This window comes from Paraburkholderia sp. Ac-20347 (assembly GCF_017104805.1).
Classification (GTDB): domain Bacteria; phylum Pseudomonadota; class Gammaproteobacteria; order Burkholderiales; family Burkholderiaceae; genus Paraburkholderia; species Paraburkholderia tropica.
Map to the genome: position 1 here is coordinate 16,711 of NZ_JAAGPN010000025.1, position 16,243 is coordinate 32,953.

Annotated in this window: 17 protein-coding genes; 11 read left to right on the plus strand and 6 right to left on the minus strand. The window is 65.1% G+C overall.

The features are described 5' to 3' along the window. The first annotated feature begins 2 nt into the window (after window positions 1–2). Both G3N97_RS07510 and G3N97_RS07515 read left to right on the plus strand, forming a co-directional pair. A complete protein-coding gene (locus tag G3N97_RS07510; protein ID WP_205992660.1) occupies window positions 3–1,082 on the plus strand; it encodes a low specificity L-threonine aldolase in 1,080 nt (359 codons plus the stop codon). Window positions 1,083–1,092: 10 nt separating this feature from the next. Then, entirely contained in the window at window positions 1,093–1,722 is a 630-nt protein-coding gene (locus G3N97_RS07515; protein ID WP_205992661.1) for an alanyl-tRNA editing protein, read from the plus strand. Window positions 1,723–1,729: 7 nt separating this feature from the next. Here the strand turns inward: G3N97_RS07515 and G3N97_RS07520 are convergent, their stop codons facing one another. After that, window positions 1,730–2,620 (minus strand): 4-hydroxy-tetrahydrodipicolinate synthase, encoded by an 891-nt coding sequence (locus G3N97_RS07520; protein ID WP_205992662.1) that lies wholly within the window; start codon window positions 2,618–2,620, stop codon window positions 1,730–1,732. Continuing rightward, window positions 2,614–2,928, minus strand: coding sequence for a hypothetical protein (locus G3N97_RS07525; protein ID WP_241030450.1), 315 nt, complete (start codon window positions 2,926–2,928; stop codon window positions 2,614–2,616). The genes G3N97_RS07520 and G3N97_RS07525 overlap by 7 nt, the downstream gene beginning before the upstream one ends. Before the next feature lie 486 nt (window positions 2,929–3,414). On the opposite strand from G3N97_RS07525, the gene G3N97_RS07530 reads away from it, so the two are divergent. From G3N97_RS07530 to G3N97_RS07540, 3 genes are read left to right on the plus strand one after another with little or no spacing between them, the layout of a single operon-like run. Further along, window positions 3,415–4,191 (plus strand): DUF4118 domain-containing protein, encoded by a 777-nt coding sequence (locus G3N97_RS07530; RefSeq protein ID WP_205992664.1) that lies wholly within the window; start codon window positions 3,415–3,417, stop codon window positions 4,189–4,191. Window positions 4,192–4,237: 46 nt separating this feature from the next. Beyond that, window positions 4,238–5,122, plus strand: coding sequence for an alpha/beta fold hydrolase (locus G3N97_RS07535; RefSeq protein ID WP_241030453.1), 885 nt, complete (start codon window positions 4,238–4,240; stop codon window positions 5,120–5,122). Next, on the plus strand, window positions 5,122–5,940 hold the full coding sequence (locus G3N97_RS07540; RefSeq protein ID WP_205992666.1) for a MipA/OmpV family protein: 819 nt from the start codon (window positions 5,122–5,124) through the stop codon (window positions 5,938–5,940). Before G3N97_RS07535 ends, G3N97_RS07540 begins: the two co-directional genes overlap by 1 nt. A 9-nt stretch (window positions 5,941–5,949) precedes the next feature. Here the strand turns inward: G3N97_RS07540 and G3N97_RS07545 are convergent, their stop codons facing one another. Together G3N97_RS07545 and G3N97_RS07550 are read right to left on the minus strand one after the other, a co-directional pair. After that, window positions 5,950–6,327, minus strand: a complete 378-nt coding sequence (locus G3N97_RS07545) for a BON domain-containing protein (protein ID WP_205992667.1) — start codon at window positions 6,325–6,327, stop codon at window positions 5,950–5,952. Window positions 6,328–6,463: 136 nt separating this feature from the next. Beyond that, window positions 6,464–7,561, minus strand: coding sequence for a PHB depolymerase family esterase (locus G3N97_RS07550; RefSeq protein ID WP_205992668.1), 1,098 nt, complete (start codon window positions 7,559–7,561; stop codon window positions 6,464–6,466). Window positions 7,562–7,866: 305 nt separating this feature from the next. Here G3N97_RS07550 and G3N97_RS07555 point away from each other — a divergent pair, with 305 nt between their 5' ends. Further along, window positions 7,867–8,148 (plus strand): DUF4148 domain-containing protein, encoded by a 282-nt coding sequence (locus G3N97_RS07555; protein WP_065064976.1) that lies wholly within the window; start codon window positions 7,867–7,869, stop codon window positions 8,146–8,148. A gap of 186 nt (window positions 8,149–8,334) precedes the next feature. Here G3N97_RS07555 and G3N97_RS07560 read toward each other — a convergent pair whose 3' ends face one another. Together G3N97_RS07560 and G3N97_RS07565 are read right to left on the minus strand one after the other, a co-directional pair. Next, the gene (locus tag G3N97_RS07560; protein ID WP_205992669.1) at window positions 8,335–8,709 is read right to left on the minus strand and encodes a gamma-glutamylcyclotransferase family protein; all 375 of its coding nucleotides are present in this window, start codon (window positions 8,707–8,709) and stop codon (window positions 8,335–8,337) included. A gap of 229 nt (window positions 8,710–8,938) precedes the next feature. Then, complete coding sequence (locus G3N97_RS07565) at window positions 8,939–9,631, minus strand: GntR family transcriptional regulator (protein ID WP_074985840.1); 693 nt, start codon at window positions 9,629–9,631, stop codon at window positions 8,939–8,941. Window positions 9,632–9,861: 230 nt separating this feature from the next. Between G3N97_RS07565 and G3N97_RS07570 the strand changes: the two genes are divergently transcribed. From G3N97_RS07570 to G3N97_RS07590, 5 genes are all read left to right on the plus strand, one after another. After that, a complete protein-coding gene (locus G3N97_RS07570; protein WP_205992670.1) occupies window positions 9,862–11,283 on the plus strand; it encodes an MFS transporter in 1,422 nt (473 codons plus the stop codon). Then, complete coding sequence (locus G3N97_RS07575) at window positions 11,280–12,635, plus strand: MmgE/PrpD family protein (protein WP_205992671.1); 1,356 nt, start codon at window positions 11,280–11,282, stop codon at window positions 12,633–12,635. Before G3N97_RS07570 ends, G3N97_RS07575 begins: the two co-directional genes overlap by 4 nt. After that, window positions 12,628–13,365 (plus strand): MmgE/PrpD family protein, encoded by a 738-nt coding sequence (locus G3N97_RS07580; protein WP_205992672.1) that lies wholly within the window; start codon window positions 12,628–12,630, stop codon window positions 13,363–13,365. The genes G3N97_RS07575 and G3N97_RS07580 overlap by 8 nt, the downstream gene beginning before the upstream one ends. A gap of 60 nt (window positions 13,366–13,425) precedes the next feature. Beyond that, window positions 13,426–14,904 carry an MmgE/PrpD family protein gene (locus G3N97_RS07585; protein WP_205992673.1) on the plus strand — a complete coding sequence of 493 codons (1,479 nt, stop codon included), beginning with the start codon at window positions 13,426–13,428 and terminating at the stop codon, window positions 14,902–14,904. A gap of 520 nt (window positions 14,905–15,424) precedes the next feature. Next, window positions 15,425–16,207 carry a hypothetical protein gene (locus G3N97_RS07590; RefSeq protein WP_241030451.1) on the plus strand — a complete coding sequence of 261 codons (783 nt, stop codon included), beginning with the start codon at window positions 15,425–15,427 and terminating at the stop codon, window positions 16,205–16,207. The last annotated feature ends 36 nt before the right edge of the window (window positions 16,208–16,243 follow it).

Sequence of the window (16,243 nt, forward strand, 5' to 3'; positions counted from 1 at the left end):
GCATGAACAGTGAGCGAGCACCGGGCGCACGTGCGCCCGCATGGGGATTTACGAGCGACAACATCGCCGGCGCGTCGCCGGAAATCGTCGAAGCGATCGTGGCGAGCAGCACGGGCCAGTCGAGCCCATACGGCGCGGACGAGATCACCGCGCGCGTCGAGCGCAGGCTGGCCGCGATCTTCGAGCGCGACGTAGCCGTGTTTCTCGTGCCGACCGGCACGGCCGCCAACGCGCTGTGCCTGAGCACGATGACGCCACCCTGGGGCAACGTCTACTGCCACCCCGCCAGCCACATCAACAACGACGAATGCGGCGCGCCCGAGTTCTACACGCACGGCGCGAAGCTCGTGACGCTCGACGGCCCGGCCGCGAAACTCGATGCCGACTCACTGCGGGCCGCTGCGCGCGTGAAGGTCGGCGACGTGCACTCGACGCAGCCCGCCTGCGCGAGCATCACGCAGGCCACCGAAGTGGGCAGCGTCTACACGCTCGATGAAATCGCGGCGATCGGCGAAGTCTGCAAGGCCGCGTCGATCAAGCTGCACATGGATGGCTCGCGCTTCGCGAACGCGCTCGTCTCGCTCGGCTGCACGCCCGCCGAGATGACGTGGAAAGCGGGCGTCGACGCGCTCTCGCTCGGCGCGACGAAAAACGGCGTGCTCGCGGCCGAAGCCATCGTGCTGTTCGACACGACGCTGGCCGCTGAAATGGGCTATCGCCGCAAGCGCGCGGGCCATCTGTTCTCGAAGATGCGCTTTCTTTCCGCGCAGATGGACGCGTATCTGAGCGACGATCTGTGGCTGCGCAACGCGCGTCACGCAAACGACATGGCGCGCCGTCTCACGCAAGGTCTCGCGACGGTGCCGGGCGTCGAGGTGATGGGCGAAACGCAGGCCAACATCATCTTCTGTCGTCTGCCGAAGCCGGTCAGCGAGGCGCTGGTGCAGGCCGGATTCCAGTTCTATCGCGACCGCTGGGGTCCGGACGTGGTGCGTTTCGTGACCTCGTTCTGCACCGCGCCGGATGCGGTCGACAGCCTGATCGCGCACGCGCGCGACGCGGCCGCCTCGCCGCGTGCGTGAGGAGCCGCTCATGACGCAACGCCTCTATTTGCAGAGCGACGAACTGGAAACGACCAGCGTCGCGTTACGCTGCACGCGCACGGACGACGGTCACTATCACGTCGTGCTTTCGGCGACGCTGTTTCATCCGCAAGGCGGCGGCCAGCCTTCCGACGTCGGCATGATCGGCGCGGCGAATGTGCTGCGCGCGCTGCTCGAAGGCGACGAGGTGATCCACGTTTGCGACGCCGAAGTGCCGCTCGGCAGCACACATTTGCGCGTCGATGCGAGTGCGCGCGACCTGCACGCGCGTCTGCATTCGGCGGGCCATCTGCTCGGCTATTGCGGCGAACAGCTTGGCTGGACGCCCGTAAAGGCGCATCACTGGCCGGGCGAAGCGCGCGTCGTGTTCGAAAGCAGCGGCGACGCGCCGCCCTTCCCCGCCGATCTCATCGAGCAGCACGCCAACGCGCAGGCGGCGGCCGACCTGCCGCGTCATAGCCATGTCGAAGGCGCGGTTCGCACGATCGGCTATGGCCCGCAACCGGCTTATCCGTGCGGCGGCACGCATGTGGTGTCGTCGGCGCGGGTGGGCAGGATCGTCGTGTCGAAAGTGAAGGAGAAAAAGGGGCAACTCTCGGTGCATTACACGGTGGAGTGAACCCGTTTCACGCGTTCAGCGCCAGCTCGGCACGCAGATCGTCGAGCGCGGCGCGCGCGATTTCGAGCCGCGTAAGCAGGACCGGCGACGCACTCGCGATCGGCATGCGCGTCTCGTGCGAGAGGCGTCCTTCGAGCGCCAGCATCGCCTTGATCGCGCTCGGATTCGGCGCGGAGAACAACAGGCGCAGCACGGGCACGAAGCGCTTGAACAGCTCCGCCGCCGCTTCGTGTTGCGACTGCTTCATGAGCACGAGCACGTCGCGCAGCAGGTCGCCGCAAACGTGCGCGCCGGCGAGAATGCCGCCCGTGCCGCCCGCACTCAGGCAATCGAGAAACGCGTCGTCGCTGCCGCATAGCATCGCGAGACGCGTGCCGCCGAGCGCGTCGAAACGCTCGCGCACGCATGCCTTGATCGCCACGATATTGTCGATGTCGGCGAGATCGCTCGCGGTCTGCGCCTCAATGGCCACGCCCGTGCGATGCGGCACGTCGTAGAGCACGATGGGCCGCGCCGTCGCGCGCGCGATCTGCTCGAAGTGCCAGGCCACGCCGCGCTGGTCCGGGCACACATAGGCGGGCGCGGAAACGAGAAAACCCGTCACGTCCCAATGTTCGAGGCGATGGATCTCGCGCACGAAGGCGCGCGTGTCGCTGCCGCCCACGCCCGCGAGCACCGGCACGCGCTGCGCGGCCACATCGGTGATCGCCTGCAGCACGGCGGCGCGCTCGACGTCATCGAGCAACGCAGCCTCGCCGGTCGTGCTCAAGGCCACGAGACCGTCGATGCCCGCGTTCACGTAGTGATCCGTGAGCGCCTGCAAGGCGTCGATATCCACTTCGCCTCGACGCATCGGCGTGACGATCGGCAACCAGATGCCTTCGAATCGATTCAGCATGCCTGCTCACCCTCACGCGGACGCAGCGAACCGATCGTCGCTTCGGGCACGATGCTCATGAGCGTATGCAGCGTGAAATCGAAGTCTTCCGGCGCAATGTCGAAACGCACGCACAACGTCTCGCGCTTCACGGCGGTCTGCACGACATAAATGCCGAGCGGCGAGTGATAGAGCGCGGCCAGTTGCGCGCGCGCCGCGTCGTGCGTGCGGGCGCCGAGCACGATGTCGAGCCAGGCGCGCGGCGCGCGAAGCGGCACGACCTTGGCGCGCGGGCGCGATGTGACAGAACTAGAAGCGGAAACCGCCATGGAAGCATCCACAACGGCATGACGGGCAAGACGGGATTGTGCGAGAGCCATACGATCGGGCGAATAACGCGCCGGTGGTGAAGACAAGGTTAGCGTAGAGCGGATCGCGTAAAACCGGTGTTAAAACTTCGGGCGCAATCGATTTTCGACATGCGGCATATGCGCTTTTAACGCTTTATTAATGGCGAATGCTTGCGGTTTTATCGCGCGTTTATTCGCTTGCCTTTACCTCACCCTACGATTGGATATCCGCATCGATTAAAGAAAGGCATTCGAAAGAATTCCCCGAAAAAAACGTTTGTAATCAGTGGTAACATACGTCCCCGACGAGGAAAATCGCCTATATAACGATCCTCCGTACCGGTTGGACAGACGCTGCCGTCGCATACGCTGCCAACCCGCTTCCTTATTCGATAAAACGAGCGCGCCAGCGTCCGCCGCAGTCCGATCGCGGGGAACGCTACGAGGTTGGCGCCACTGCATGCCATGAAAGTCCGTAATGCCCGTCTTTGGGCACCCCGAGGTCCGCGCCGTTGGTGCCTCGCAGCCGGCGCGCTCGCCATCGCAGCCGCCCTACGCATTGCCCTGCATCCGGTGCTCGGCCCGATCATGCCCGCAACCGCGTTTTGCGTGACGGCCGCGCTGGTCGAATACTATTTGGGCCTCGCGCCCGCGCTGACCGTGATGGTGCTCGGTCTCGGCATCGCCGATTATCTGTTCGTACCGCCTTACGGAAACATTACGTATTTCGATCGCCACGATCTGATCCTGATCGTGTCCTATCCGCTCGTCACGCTCATCGTGATTACCTTGATCGAGCGTTTGCGCCGCGAGCAATGCCGCGCGCAATTGATCGCTTCGGTCGCGCAATCGCGCTACGAAATGCTGCTGCGCCACGACAACGAACGCGCGCTCGCGCGCCGCGCCGTGGACGAAACGCATCGTCTGCTGCGCCATCTCGCGCAGCATCACGACGGCTTCATTCTCATCAAGGCGCTCGAAACGAATGCCGTGCAGCGCGCGAGCGTGGGCCAGAGTGCGGGCTCCGCGCTGCCGCAGGCGAGCGAGATCGCGCCCGGCCCGCTGTTCGACGCCGTGCATCCCGAAGACGTGCAGCGCCTGAACAATGCGCTGTGGCCCGGCAATCATCGCGTGCGCCTGTTGCGTGCGCCGCATGACCGCGAGCATCGGCTCACGAATTGCGTCTGCGAGCGCTTCACGACGCACGCGGGCGATTTTCTCGTGCTGCGCACGGAGAGCTGACATGGCGACGATCGAACCAGCAACCGCGGCCGTGAAGGCGCCCGCCATGCAGGCCACGCGCTTTTTCCACGAAGGCGATTCGCACGCCGTGCTGCTGCTGCACGGCCTCTCCAGTTCGCCGCTCGAATTGCGCTATCTCGCGCGCTATCTGCAGAACGAAGGCTTTACGGTGTGCGCGCCGGTCATCGAAGGCTATAGCGCGGGTTCGCCGATGCAGACGATGGAGCGCTGGCTCGAAGGCGCCGTGCGCGAATTCGACGCGCTGGCCGCGCGCTACGAGCGCGTCTCCGTGTGCGGCCTTTCGATTGGCGGCGCGCTCGCGCTGCGCCTCGTTCACGCGCGCCCCGCTGCGCAGTCGCTCGTGCTGCTCTCGCTCACGCTCGCCTACGACGGCTGGGCGATTCCGTGGTATCGCTTCCTGCTCGACTGCGCGTACTACACGCCGCTGCGCCACACGTATCAGTATCGCGAGGCTGAACCGTTCGGATTACGAAACGAAGCGCTGCGCGCCAAGATCGCGCGTGCGATGCAGCGTAATGCGTTCAGCGAAGTCGGTCCCTCGACCATCGCCCTGCCCGCGCTGCACCAGGCGCTGCGGCTCTCGCGCAGCGCGCGCAAGGACGTCGCCGCGATCGAAAACGACACGCTCGTGATTCATTCGATCGACGACGAAACTTCGAGCCCGCGCAATCCGCGCTACGTGATCGATCATATCGGCGCGAGTTTTCTGCGCACCGTCTGGCTCGACGATTCGTATCACATGATCACGTCCGATAACGAACGCGAGATCGTGGCGCGCGAGACCGCGCTCTTTCTGCGCGAAAGCGAAATTGCGCACGGCGCACGCGATGCGCAAAGCCAGCCCGTGGTGTCGAAGGCGCTGGCGCGCCGCCTGCGCCAACTGGCGGCAGTCGGAAGGAAGAACGCTTGATGCCGCTCGACAAGACTGCCGCCGCGCTGGGCCTCGCGTGCGTGATCGCGCTCGCCTGCGCCCGGCCCGCACACGCCGCCGACGACGCCACGACTTCAACGCCATCGTCGTCATCGTCGACGCAGGCCGATTCGCCGTGGAAGATCTCGATCGGGCCTGGCATGTATCTCGCGCCGCAGTATCCGGGCGCGCGCCACATGAAGGTGTACCCGTTTCCGTCGCTCGATATTTCGTACCGCGACCGCATTTTCTCGCAAGGCCCCGACGTGCTGGGCGTGAACGTGTTCCAGAGCGAAAACTATCACGTGGGCGCGTCGCTGAGCTTCGATTTCCAGTCGCGCACGGCCTCCGACGATCCGCATCTGCGCGGCCTCGGCAACGTCGACGACGGCCCCAAGCTGCGCCTGTTCGCCGACTACACGCTCTGGGCTTTCACGGGCGCGGCCGCCGTGTATCAGGACATCAGCGGGCACGGTCAGGGCACGACGGCGACGCTCGATCTGTACGCGTCGCTGCCGCTCACGGGCTGGCTGTTCTCGGTCGGGCCCGGTCTCACGTGGGCCAATGCGGTCTACACGCGCACGCTGTTCGGCGTGTCCGGCGCGCAGAGCGCGGCGTCCGGCTTGCCGCAGTACGCGACGGGCTCGGGCGTGCGCGATCTGCACATGACGTTCTACGCGACGCACGACTTCTCGAAGCACTGGGTCGGCTCCGTCAACGCGACGCTCGGCCGCCTGGAGCGCTACGCCGCCGGCAGCCCGATCACCGAGCGCCGCCGCGAACTCACCACTTTCGCCGCACTGAACTACCGCTTCTGATCACGCGGCTCAACCGTTACCGCCATGAAAGAGCGTGAGCCGGTTCGTGACGGACGTGACGCCCTGCACGGAACGCGTGACCTCTTCGGCCTGGCGGATCTGATCGCCGTTGCGCACAGTGCCGCTCAAGGTGACGGCGCCGCTGCGCGCGCGCACGAATACGCCTGATACGTCGAAGCCCTGCGCTTTCGACAGCGCGCGGCGCACCGCACGCGACAGGGTGCGATCGGCCTTGGTTGCCTTCTGGTTCGTGGGCGCGGCTTGTGCGCCAGCTTGCGCCGACATCGACGAGCCATCGGCCGCCGGCGTATCCGTCTGCGCATACGCGGCAACGGCGCCGCCCAGCGCCAGACAGGCGCACACGTTTCGCAACAGGGTGAATGTCATGACGATCTCCGTCCGTGAGAATACGGAAAGGCCGCGCAACGCGCGCGGATGATACGGTTATACGCCTACTGCGCGTGACGGGTTGTCAGGCTGCCGTGAAGGGCAATCTCGTCGCGACTACATGCACTTCAAAATACTAAGCAGTCCTTGTCTGACGACGGAAGAATTGCCAGAGCATCGCGCTCGCCTCGGGGCCGCGTCCCGAATGAAACGCCTCGCGTGCATCGCCGCCGCTCCACGCGTGACCGAGCCCGCGTATCACGCACACGCGCACGATCAGCCGCCCACGCTTCACATAGTCCACGTAGTCCACGCCGTCGCGCTCGAACGTGCGTTGCTCGCCCACGCGCAACTCGCCTTGCGCATCGACGAGCCGGTTGACGCGCGCGAACGCCTCGCCCAGTTGCAGCGCATTGCGCTTCGCCACCACCGCGTCGATATCGCCATGGACGACGATCGCGGGCATGCCCGGATACGTCTCCACGTCGATGGCGGCATCGACGAGATGCACGGCTTCGTCGCGGCTGCCGCGACGCATGACGCTCATCGCGCTCATCGTGGACGTGGCCGCGCCGAACGCCGGCCCCGAGTGCAGGCCGACGGCGGCGAACAGCGCCGGGTGGCGTATCGCGAGATTCGCCGCGAGTCCCGCGCCCGCCGACATGCCCGCGAGATAGACGCGCGACGCGTCGAAACTATGCTCGCGCACGATCGCCGCGACGAGCGACGCCACCGCGGGCGCTTCCGTCTGCGCCGGGTCGCCGTGCCAGTGCCAGCAGCGCTGCGCGTTCGCGGTGACCGCCTGCTCCGGCAGCAGCACGGCGAAACCGGCGCGCTCCGCGAGCCTGCAGATCCGCGTGCCCGCCGCGAACGACGCGGCGCTCTGCTTGCAGCCGTGCAGCATGACGAGGAGCGGCAAGCGCGCACGCGACGTATGACTCGCGGGCAAGTACAACTCGTAGGCGAGATGGTTGACGAGTTGGCCCGGCAGCGGCGGCGCGGAATGAAACGAGCGTATCCACTTTCCCGGCGCGGCGGACGGCGCGCTGCGCGCCGCCGCGCGTTTGACGGCGGGCTTGCGCTTCACAGCCGGCTTCAGCGCGGCATTAAACGCGGATTTAACGGCCACTTTCGCGGCCCGCTTCGGCTTGAGCGATTTCACGGGACGCACGCCCATCGCGGTGGAAAGCAGATCGAAACCTCTGAGCCAGACGTTCGATTTTTTGCGGGGCATGGGCAACGGCGCCGAAATATGCGGGAATTCGCGGTCGTTCGCGGAGGTAGCGTGTTCGCGCCCTTCTATGCCAACACGGCTCGACAACGCGCACGGGCCGTTCGCCACGCGCACTCGCTCACTGTATCGCGATGACGAAAGCTGCGCATCGGGCGCGCCCGCCTGAGTCGAACTCGCGGCGCGCGCGAGTTAACTTTTCTTCATCAGGCCGTCTCTTTTCTGATAAGTCCAGGCCACTACGCTATGCACATGGAGCGAGCAATGACCATCGCATCGCCCCTCACTCAACCGTAATGGAGAAACAGATGAAAGCCCTCATGATCGCCGCCGCCCTTGCTGGTATCGCCACCACCACGACCGCCTTCGCGCAGACGAACGTCGGCACGGCGCCGAATTACGGCGCGCATCAGGCTGCGCCCACGCAGGTGAAATACGTCGGCGCGGCAGCGACTGCGGACCAATGGGTCCCGCCGTACGGTCAGCCCGTCAAGTCGCTCACGCGCGCTCAGGTGTATCAGGACCTCGTGCACGCCGAGCAGGACGGCCAGCTCGCGTATCTGGATTCGGTGGTGTACGCGCATTCGTAATGCGCTTCGACGCGGCGGGCGCCGGTTGGAATGCGCCCGCCCTGAGATCGCAACATGCGCGCAACATCGGCGCAACATGAAATCGCAACGCCGGACCGCGCAATGCGCGGTGCTGGCGTTTGTGGCGTGCTTGTCGCGTGATGGTCGCTTGCTGGTCGCCCGCTAACCGGTTATAGCGTGCAGCGCTTACGGCTGACGCGGCGTACTGGCATCGACATAAACCCATGCCGACACACCCGACGCGAGCGTCACGCGATCGCGCCGATACGCAGCCACTTCGTAATCGTCCGCGTGAGCGAGTTCCTGCGCCGTAATCGCGAACACGGCGCCCGCCACACGATCGACGGGATTGCCCGTATAAGCGACCACCGGATGATGCGTCTTGCCGCTCGTCTTCACGACCTCGGGGTCGTCGATCTTCAGCATCGTGAGCGAAAAACCCGGCATCTCGTCGGCTGCGCCGTCGAGCTTGCGGCCGAAGGTGGCCAGTTGAACCTGTTCGAGCTGGAGCGTGCCGTAGGAAAACAAACGCTCGGAGAAGGACTGATCGGTCTGTGTCATCGTGTGAACTCAAGGCGCGGTTGAGCGCCGCGCACGCCGCCTGATCAAACGCCGGCGACGGCCACGGCGGCGAAATCCGATCGATTTTAAAACATTCGCTCGATACCGGCCACATCGCGTTGGCAAGGTTTCGCAGTGAACGCGATCAATGCGCGCACACGCAGCTATAACGAAACCGCCCGATTAATCAGGATTCCGATTCATCTATGCGGCCCGCGATATCGGCAATTCAAGCCACCCAGATATTCTCGATCGACTTCAGCGCGCCCATCACGATCGAACGATTCAGTGCGGCGGCGAGCGTGCCGTCGCGCTCCGCATACGCTTCGCACAGCCGCTGATGATCGGTGCACGAGCGTTGCATGCGGCCCGGCAGCGACGTGCTCAGGTGCCGCATGCGATTCGTGCGCATGCGCATGGAGTCGAGCACTTCTTTAAAAATCGCGTTGCGGCTCACGCGCAGTTCTTCGTCGCGAAACGCGACATTGGCCCAGAAATACCGATCGACGTCGCCTTGTGCCGCGGCCTCGGCCAGCACGCCGTGCGCGCGCCAGAGCGACGCGATGTCGTCGTCGGTCGCGTGCTCGACGATCGCGAGCGACACCTGCGCGTACAGCATCGCGCGCAGATGATAGATCTCGCGCACGTCCTTGAGGCTCATCGCCGCCACGCGCGGACGCCGCCGCGGCGACCAGTCCACCATGCGTTCTCGATGCAGCACGAACAGCGCCTCGCGCACCGGCGTGCGGCTCACGCTGAAGCGCCGCGCGAGTTCGACCGAATTCAGATCGTCGCCGGGCTGCAGCCGCCCTTCGATGATGCCGCGCGCCACCCAGTCCACGATTTCCGCGACTCGCGGGCTTTCGCCGCCCGCCTCCGGCAGGTCGTCGGTATCCATCAGCACGGCGTCGCTCTCCGTCATGTGCGCTTCCTTTTCTGTCCCCGCGAGGCGCCTGGCGCGCCGTTCCGCCGATTTTACCAACTGCCGGTCCGCTGTTAGAGCACGACCCGCCGTCCCGTCGCCGGACGTGTCGGCAAGCTCTAGTGTATACACTTAGCCGATTTTGTCTTGAAATTTCTCCTTTCAACGACATACACTGAATCAAGTGTCGACACTCATAAAAAAGCCGCACATCACTATCGGAGACATTCATGTATCTGGAGAAGGAGGTCGCCCTGGCGGGCGGGGTCGACGCGGGCGTGTCCGCGCGGCTCGACCGCCTGCCGCCGACCCGCTACTTTCGCGGCCTGGTCGCGCGCATCGCCATCGGCGGCTGGTTCGAGTTCTACGAGATGTTCATGGCCGCCTATATCTCGCTCGGCCTGATCCACAGCGGCCTCTACCGCGCCACCACGTCGAGCATGTTCGACGTGAACGGCTTCGCGAGTTTCCTCGGCTCGTTCTTCGCGGGCATGTTCGTGGGCACCGTCGCGCTGGGCGGCTTCACCGACCGCCTCGGCCGCCGCGCCGTGTTCACGGCGGCCATGCTGGTCTATTCGGTGGCGACGCTCGCCGCCGCGTTCCAGACCTCGCCGGTCGCGATGGACGCCTGGCGTTTCGTCGCCGGCATCGGCATCGGCGTGCAGCTGATTACTGTCGACACTTATATTTCCGAGTTGACGCCCAATCACACGCGCGGCCGCTATTCGGCCTTCAGCATTCTCGTGATTCTCACGTCGGTGCCGACCGTCGCAGTGCTCTCCTATCTGCTCGTGCCGTACACGGCGCTGGGCCTCGAAGGCTGGCGCTGGGTGATGATCATCGGCGCGGGCGGCGCGGTGCTGATCTGGTTCGTGCGGCGCGGTCTGCCCGAGTCGCCGCGCTGGCTCGAAAGCCAGGGACGGCTCGCCGAAGCGCGCGCGATCGTCGACGATATCGAGCAGCATGTGGTCGCGGAAACGGGCCAGCGTCTCGCCGCGCCCGTGCCCGTTCCCGATACGCCGCGCAACGACAGCAGCGACGCTCCCGCTTCGTGGCGCGACATGTGGCGCGGCCGCTATCTGCCGCGCACGATCATGCTGTCGTGCTTCAACTTCTTCCAGACCTTCGGCGTGTACGGCTTCGGCGCGTGGGTGCCGGTGCTGCTGTTCACGAAGGGCATCACGCTCACGCATTCGCTGCTCTACACGATGGTGATTGCGTTCACGACGCCGCTGGGCGCGATCGGCGCGATGCTGTTCGCCGAACGCGTGCAGCGCAAGTGGCAATTGGTGGGCTGCGCGATTGTCGTGGCGGTGGCGGGCGTGCTGTTCGGCATGGCGCGCGAACCGCTGCCAATCCTGCTGTGCGGCGCGGCGGTAACGATCGCCAACAACTGGCTGATCGGCATCTTCCACACCTATCAGGCCGAGCTGTACCCGACGCGCTTTCGCGCGCGCGCCGTCGGCTTCGTCTTTAGCTGGAGCCGGCTCAGTTCGATTTTCGTCGGCTTCTGGGTGGCGGCGCTGCTCAAGCATTCGGGCGTGCCCGCCGTATTCGTGCTGATTTCGTCAGCGATGTTGGTCATCGTCGTGATGGTGGGCGCGCTCGGGCCGCGCACCAACGGCGTCCGTCTGGAGGAATTGTCCCAATGAGTGTGATCGCCGCCGCCTTTGCGCACGGTCTCCATGCCCTTGCGCAGCGCCCGCTGCCCGCGAACGTCGCGCGCGAAGCGCAACGTTCTCTCATCAATGTGATCGGCACGTCGATCGGCGCGTCGCGCCATCCCGGCGTGGACGCGATACTCGCCGCCGCGCGCGATCTCGGCGTCGCGCCGCGCGCGCCGGTGCCGGGCCGCTCGGAACGCGTGGACGTGCATTTTTCCGCGCTCGCCACGGGTTTTGCCGGGCATCTCGACGATTTCGACGATACGCATCTCGCCACAGTCATCCATCCGGCCGCATCGGTGCTCGCCGTCATCACCGCGCTCGCGCCGGAAACGCGACCGACGGGCCGCGCCGCACTCAGTGCGTTCGCGCTCGGCTGCGAAGCGCAGTTGCGCGTGGGCGTGTCGATCTCGCCCGAGCACTACGACCGCGGCTGGCACATCACCGGCACCTGCGGTGTGATTGGCTGCGCGACGACGGCCGCGCTGCTGCTCGGCCTGAACGAAGCGCAACTGACGCAAGCCGTGGCGATCGCGGCGTCGATGTTCGTCGGCCAGCGCGAGGCGTTCGGCACGATGACCAAGCCGTATCACCCTGGCAAGGCCGCCGCCAACGGCATTGCCGCCGCGCGACTCGCGCTCGCGGGCCAGCAGGCGGCCGGCGATATCTTCGAAGCTGCGGGCGGCTATTCGCATTCGATGTCGACGCGCGTCGATTTCGAGCAGATGAACGGCGCGTTCGGCGAACGCTGGGAACTGCTGTTCAACACGTACAAGCCGTATCCGTGCGGGATCGTCGCACATCCGGCCATCGATGCGGGACTCGCGCTCGCGCCTCGCTTCGATAACGTTGAGGATATCGAAACGATTACGTTGCGTTGTCATCCGCTCGTACCGGAGTTGATGGGCAATCCGCAACCGAAAGACGGCTTGCAGGCGCGCTTCTCGGCGATCCATGGCGTGGCCGCCGCGCTGTGCGACAAACGCGTGGGCCTCGCGCAATACGAGGACGCGCGCGTGGTGCAGGACGACGTGCGGCGCGTGCGTGCGCTGACGACGCTCGCGCCCGATGCCTCGGTGAATCGCGACGAGGTGCTCATTCGCGCGACGCTCAAGCGCGGCGACGTGCTCGAACATCATGTCGAGCACGCGCGCGGCAGTCTCGCCCGCCCGCTCACCGACGCGGAACTGATGGACAAGGTGCGCCTGCTGATCGATCCGCTGCTCGGCGATGGCGTGGCGGCGAGTCTCGCCACCGCCGTCGAAACGATCGACGCCGCGCCGTCGCTCGATACGTTGTTCGCGCTCTGCGCACCGCAAGAGGAACTGAATCATGCATGAAGCCGTACAACATTCCGCCGTCTCCGATGCGCTGACCGCGCTGGCCTGCGCTTCGCTGGATCGTTCGGCCGGCGCTGCGATTGAAGCCGCGAAAACACGGCTCGCGCAAGCCCGCTCATATCTGCACGACGACCGCGCCGTCGCCACGCAACTCGCGACGCTGTTGCAGTCGCAAGGCAGCACGGCCACCGATCTGCGTGTGCGCGCGTGGACGCTGGGCGCAACGCTCGCGCATGCCGATGCGTTCGCGTCGGATGCGCCGGTGCTCGCCGTTGCGATTGCGGTTGGCGACGCCACGAACGCATCCGATGCCGACATTGCCGCCGCCACCGCGATCGGCATCGAAGCGGTCGCTCGCATACTGGCCGCCGTGGACAGCAGCGAATTCCGCGCGCGCTGGAACGTGGCGTCGTCGCTCGGCATCCTGGGCGCGGTGCTCGCCGCTGCGCGGCTCTATGGACTCGACGCGACGCTCGCGCGTCACGCGCTCGGTGTGGCCGCCACGCAAGCAGCCGGACTCGCGCACAACGCCATGCACGCGATGCGCGCGATCGAGACCGGCAAGGCGGCCGCCGACGCCATCGAAGCCGCGCTGATCGCGAAGCACGGCTTCACGAGCGCGCCCGCTTCGATCGACGGACGACGCGGCCTGGCCGCGTTGATGGCGTATCGCTTCGACGCGGCGAGCATCGTCGACGGCATCGCTTCGCACTGGATCTCCGTGTCATAGCGCGATTGTGCGTTCGACGCCGATGCACGCGCATCGGCGAACCCAACAACAGGAGAACAGATGGCGCGTATCCCCCGCAACCGCCGACACTTTCTGCAAGCGAGCGCGGCGCTCGCCGCCGCTTCGCTGCCGGGCTGGCCCCGCGCTTTCGCCGACGACGACAGCACTGCATCGAACGCTACCGCATCCAGCGACGTCACCGCGCAACTCGCGCGCTACATCGTGGCCTCGCGCGGTCAGGCGCTGCCCGAAGCCATTTCCACCGCGTGCAAGAACCATATCCTCGACACCTTTGGCGCGATGGTCTCCGGCTCGCGCATGCGTCCCGGCGAACTCGCCACGCGCTATGTCCGCAGCCTTGGCGGCACGCCGCAAGCGTCGGTGATCGCGTCGAACCTGCGCACGACCTGCGTGAACGCCGCGCTCGCCAACGCCATGTGCGCCCACTCCGACGAAACCGACGACTTCGAGCCGGTGACCAAGGCGCATCCCGGCAGCTCGGTCGTGCCCGCCGCGCTCGCCATCGGCGAACACGCGGGCTGCAGCGGTGAAGCGTTCATTCGCGCGGTGACGCTCGGCTACGACATGGCGTGCCGACTGCTGATGGTGCTCGGCCCCGACCGCGTGCGGGCCTCGCATCGCAGCGCCGAAGGCACGGCCTCGACATTCGGCGCGGTGGGCGCCGCCGCCGCACTCGCCTCACTCGACGAACGCGACACGCGCTTTGCCATTTCGTATGCCGCGCAGCAGGAATCGGGCTTGTGGAGTTGGGTGAAAGACAAGGACCACATCGAAAAAGCCTTCGATTTCGCGGGCATGGGCGCGCGCAACGGCGTGCAGGCCGTGACGATGGTGCAGTCCGGCATGACCGGTGTCGCCGACGTGCTCGATGGCACGCATAATCTGTTCATCGCGCTCTCGACGCAACCGGATCCGCAGGCGATGCTCGACGGACTCGGTCAACGTTTCTTCGTCACCGAAACGGCGATTAAAACGTATTCGGTCGGCTATCCGATTCAATCGCCGCTCGACGCTTTTCTCACGCTTCGCAAACAGAACGGTCTCACGCCCGAAAACGTCAGCAAGATCGAGGTGCATGTGCCGAGCGATGCAGTCGGTATCGTCGGCGACAGTTCGATGCCCGACGTGAATTGCGCGCATATGGTGGCGGTTGCGCTCGTCAAAGGCGCGGTGTCGTTCGCGGACAGCCACAACGCCGCGCTGATGCACGATCCGAACATGATCGCGTTACGCAGCAAGATCAGCGTCGTCGCCGATAAAACGCTCGATGATCCCGCCGCGCCGCGTGGCGCGCGCGTGGACGTCACGACCACGGACGGCCGCACGTTATCGCATACCACACGCTTTCCGCCAGGCACGAAAGAGAATCCATTGAGCGTGGAAGGCGTGAATGACAAGGCGCGCGACCTGATGGCGCCGGTGCTCGGCAAGGACAAGACGCAGCAATTGATCGCGCAGATCAATCGTCTGGAAACCGTGCACGACATTCGCGCGTTGCGCGCGTTATTCACGGTTTGATTGCGGTAATAAAAATCGGCTCGAATTCGATAACGCGGGCTAGATGAAATGACGCGTGTGCAGCGGCGCGAGTTCGCGAGCGTCGTCAGGTCCCCCCCGCGCGCGGAAACGGTTATCCGGTCTGTGCCGATGCCGCGCGAGTGCGCGCGGCCCAAAATGGAGCGCCCGTGGAGCGTATACCGCCGGTGCCTCTGTCGCATGCAGACCTGCAACAACGACTCTCGCACGTAAAGAAACCCGCCGCAGGTTGGCATGGCGGCGGGCAAAGCATTATTTCACTTGCCGGAAGTATCCGGGCACTGCATGCGCAATCGGCATGCTCCAACGGCTATTCAACCTGTCTGGCGTACTGCGTCCTTTCACTCGACGCAAATTCGCTGTCCGTTTTTCGCAGATCACTTAGGACACCCTGAATTTTCGCCACTCATTGCAAGCTAAGCGTCAGCTAAGTTTTGAAGCGTAGGCTTCATGCAAGCCAAGCCGTTTTCGATTCTCTTTTACCTTCTCCGTGGAGATGGTCATGACATCCGCGTATTCAATGCCTTCCGCGCACGGCCAGAATAAAGTGCCGGAAATCATGCTCGCATTCTGGATTATCAAAATTCTCTCGACGACAGTCGGTGAAACCGGCGCGGACTATCTCGCAGTCAACGCGGGCTGGGGACAAGGGGTGACGCGTGTCGTCATGTGCACGCTGCTAGTCGCGATTCTCGCGTTGCAATGGTCGTCGAATCATTTTCGCGCGTGGCTTTATTGGCTCGCTGTGGTTCTGGTGAGTATCGTCGGCACGCAGATCACCGACCTGCTCACCGACGGATTAGGCGTCAGCCTGTATTTCAGCACTGCCCTTTTCGCCGGCGCGCTCGCCGCAATCTTTTTCGTCTGGTATCGCAGCGAACATACGCTCTCGATACACACCATCGTGACGCGCCGCCGCGAAGCGTTCTATTGGGCCGCCATTCTCTGCACTTTCGCATTGGGCACCGCAGCGGGCGATCTCGCAACGGAAGCCACAGGACTCGGTTTCACACGAGGCGCGATGATCTTCGGTGTGCTGATAGCGGTGGTCTGGCTACTGTGTCGCCTGGGCGCGAATGCCGTGGCGACGTTCTGGATCGCCTATGTGCTGACGCGGCCGTTTGGCGCCGCGCTCGGCGATCTGCTGACACAAGCACGCGTTTATGGCGGACTCGGCTTCGGCGCGCAATGGACCAGCGCCGTATTTCTGGCCGCCATCGTGGGACTGGTTGCAATGGTGGAAATCAAGGCGCGATCGCTTCGCGCCGAGTCCTCCATTCACTGATTCACCCACGCTCACACTTACATTCACCTCATGCCT

What these genes read in the sequence shown, in the direction of transcription:
- G3N97_RS07510 (WP_205992660.1), top strand. Translation starts at nt 3, where the DNA reads ATGAACAGTGAGCGAGCACCGGGCGCACGTGCGCCCGCATGGGGATTT.
- G3N97_RS07515 (WP_205992661.1), top strand. Translation starts at nt 1,093, where the DNA reads ATGACGCAACGCCTCTATTTGCAGAGCGACGAACTGGAAACGACCAGC.
- G3N97_RS07520 (WP_205992662.1), bottom strand. Translation starts at nt 2,620, where the DNA reads ATGCTGAATCGATTCGAAGGCATCTGGTTGCCGATCGTCACGCCGATG.
- G3N97_RS07525 (WP_241030450.1), bottom strand. Translation starts at nt 2,928, where the DNA reads ATGGCGGTTTCCGCTTCTAGTTCTGTCACATCGCGCCCGCGCGCCAAG.
- G3N97_RS07530 (WP_205992664.1), top strand. Translation starts at nt 3,415, where the DNA reads ATGAAAGTCCGTAATGCCCGTCTTTGGGCACCCCGAGGTCCGCGCCGT.
- G3N97_RS07535 (WP_241030453.1), top strand. Translation starts at nt 4,238, where the DNA reads ATGCAGGCCACGCGCTTTTTCCACGAAGGCGATTCGCACGCCGTGCTG.
- G3N97_RS07540 (WP_205992666.1), top strand. Translation starts at nt 5,122, where the DNA reads ATGCCGCTCGACAAGACTGCCGCCGCGCTGGGCCTCGCGTGCGTGATC.
- G3N97_RS07545 (WP_205992667.1), bottom strand. Translation starts at nt 6,327, where the DNA reads ATGACATTCACCCTGTTGCGAAACGTGTGCGCCTGTCTGGCGCTGGGC.
- G3N97_RS07550 (WP_205992668.1), bottom strand. Translation starts at nt 7,561, where the DNA reads ATGCCCCGCAAAAAATCGAACGTCTGGCTCAGAGGTTTCGATCTGCTT.
- G3N97_RS07555 (WP_065064976.1), top strand. Translation starts at nt 7,867, where the DNA reads ATGAAAGCCCTCATGATCGCCGCCGCCCTTGCTGGTATCGCCACCACC.
- G3N97_RS07560 (WP_205992669.1), bottom strand. Translation starts at nt 8,709, where the DNA reads ATGACACAGACCGATCAGTCCTTCTCCGAGCGTTTGTTTTCCTACGGC.
- G3N97_RS07565 (WP_074985840.1), bottom strand. Translation starts at nt 9,631, where the DNA reads ATGACGGAGAGCGACGCCGTGCTGATGGATACCGACGACCTGCCGGAG.
- G3N97_RS07570 (WP_205992670.1), top strand. Translation starts at nt 9,862, where the DNA reads ATGTATCTGGAGAAGGAGGTCGCCCTGGCGGGCGGGGTCGACGCGGGC.
- G3N97_RS07575 (WP_205992671.1), top strand. Translation starts at nt 11,280, where the DNA reads ATGAGTGTGATCGCCGCCGCCTTTGCGCACGGTCTCCATGCCCTTGCG.
- G3N97_RS07580 (WP_205992672.1), top strand. Translation starts at nt 12,628, where the DNA reads ATGCATGAAGCCGTACAACATTCCGCCGTCTCCGATGCGCTGACCGCG.
- G3N97_RS07585 (WP_205992673.1), top strand. Translation starts at nt 13,426, where the DNA reads ATGGCGCGTATCCCCCGCAACCGCCGACACTTTCTGCAAGCGAGCGCG.
- G3N97_RS07590 (WP_241030451.1), top strand. Translation starts at nt 15,425, where the DNA reads ATGACATCCGCGTATTCAATGCCTTCCGCGCACGGCCAGAATAAAGTG.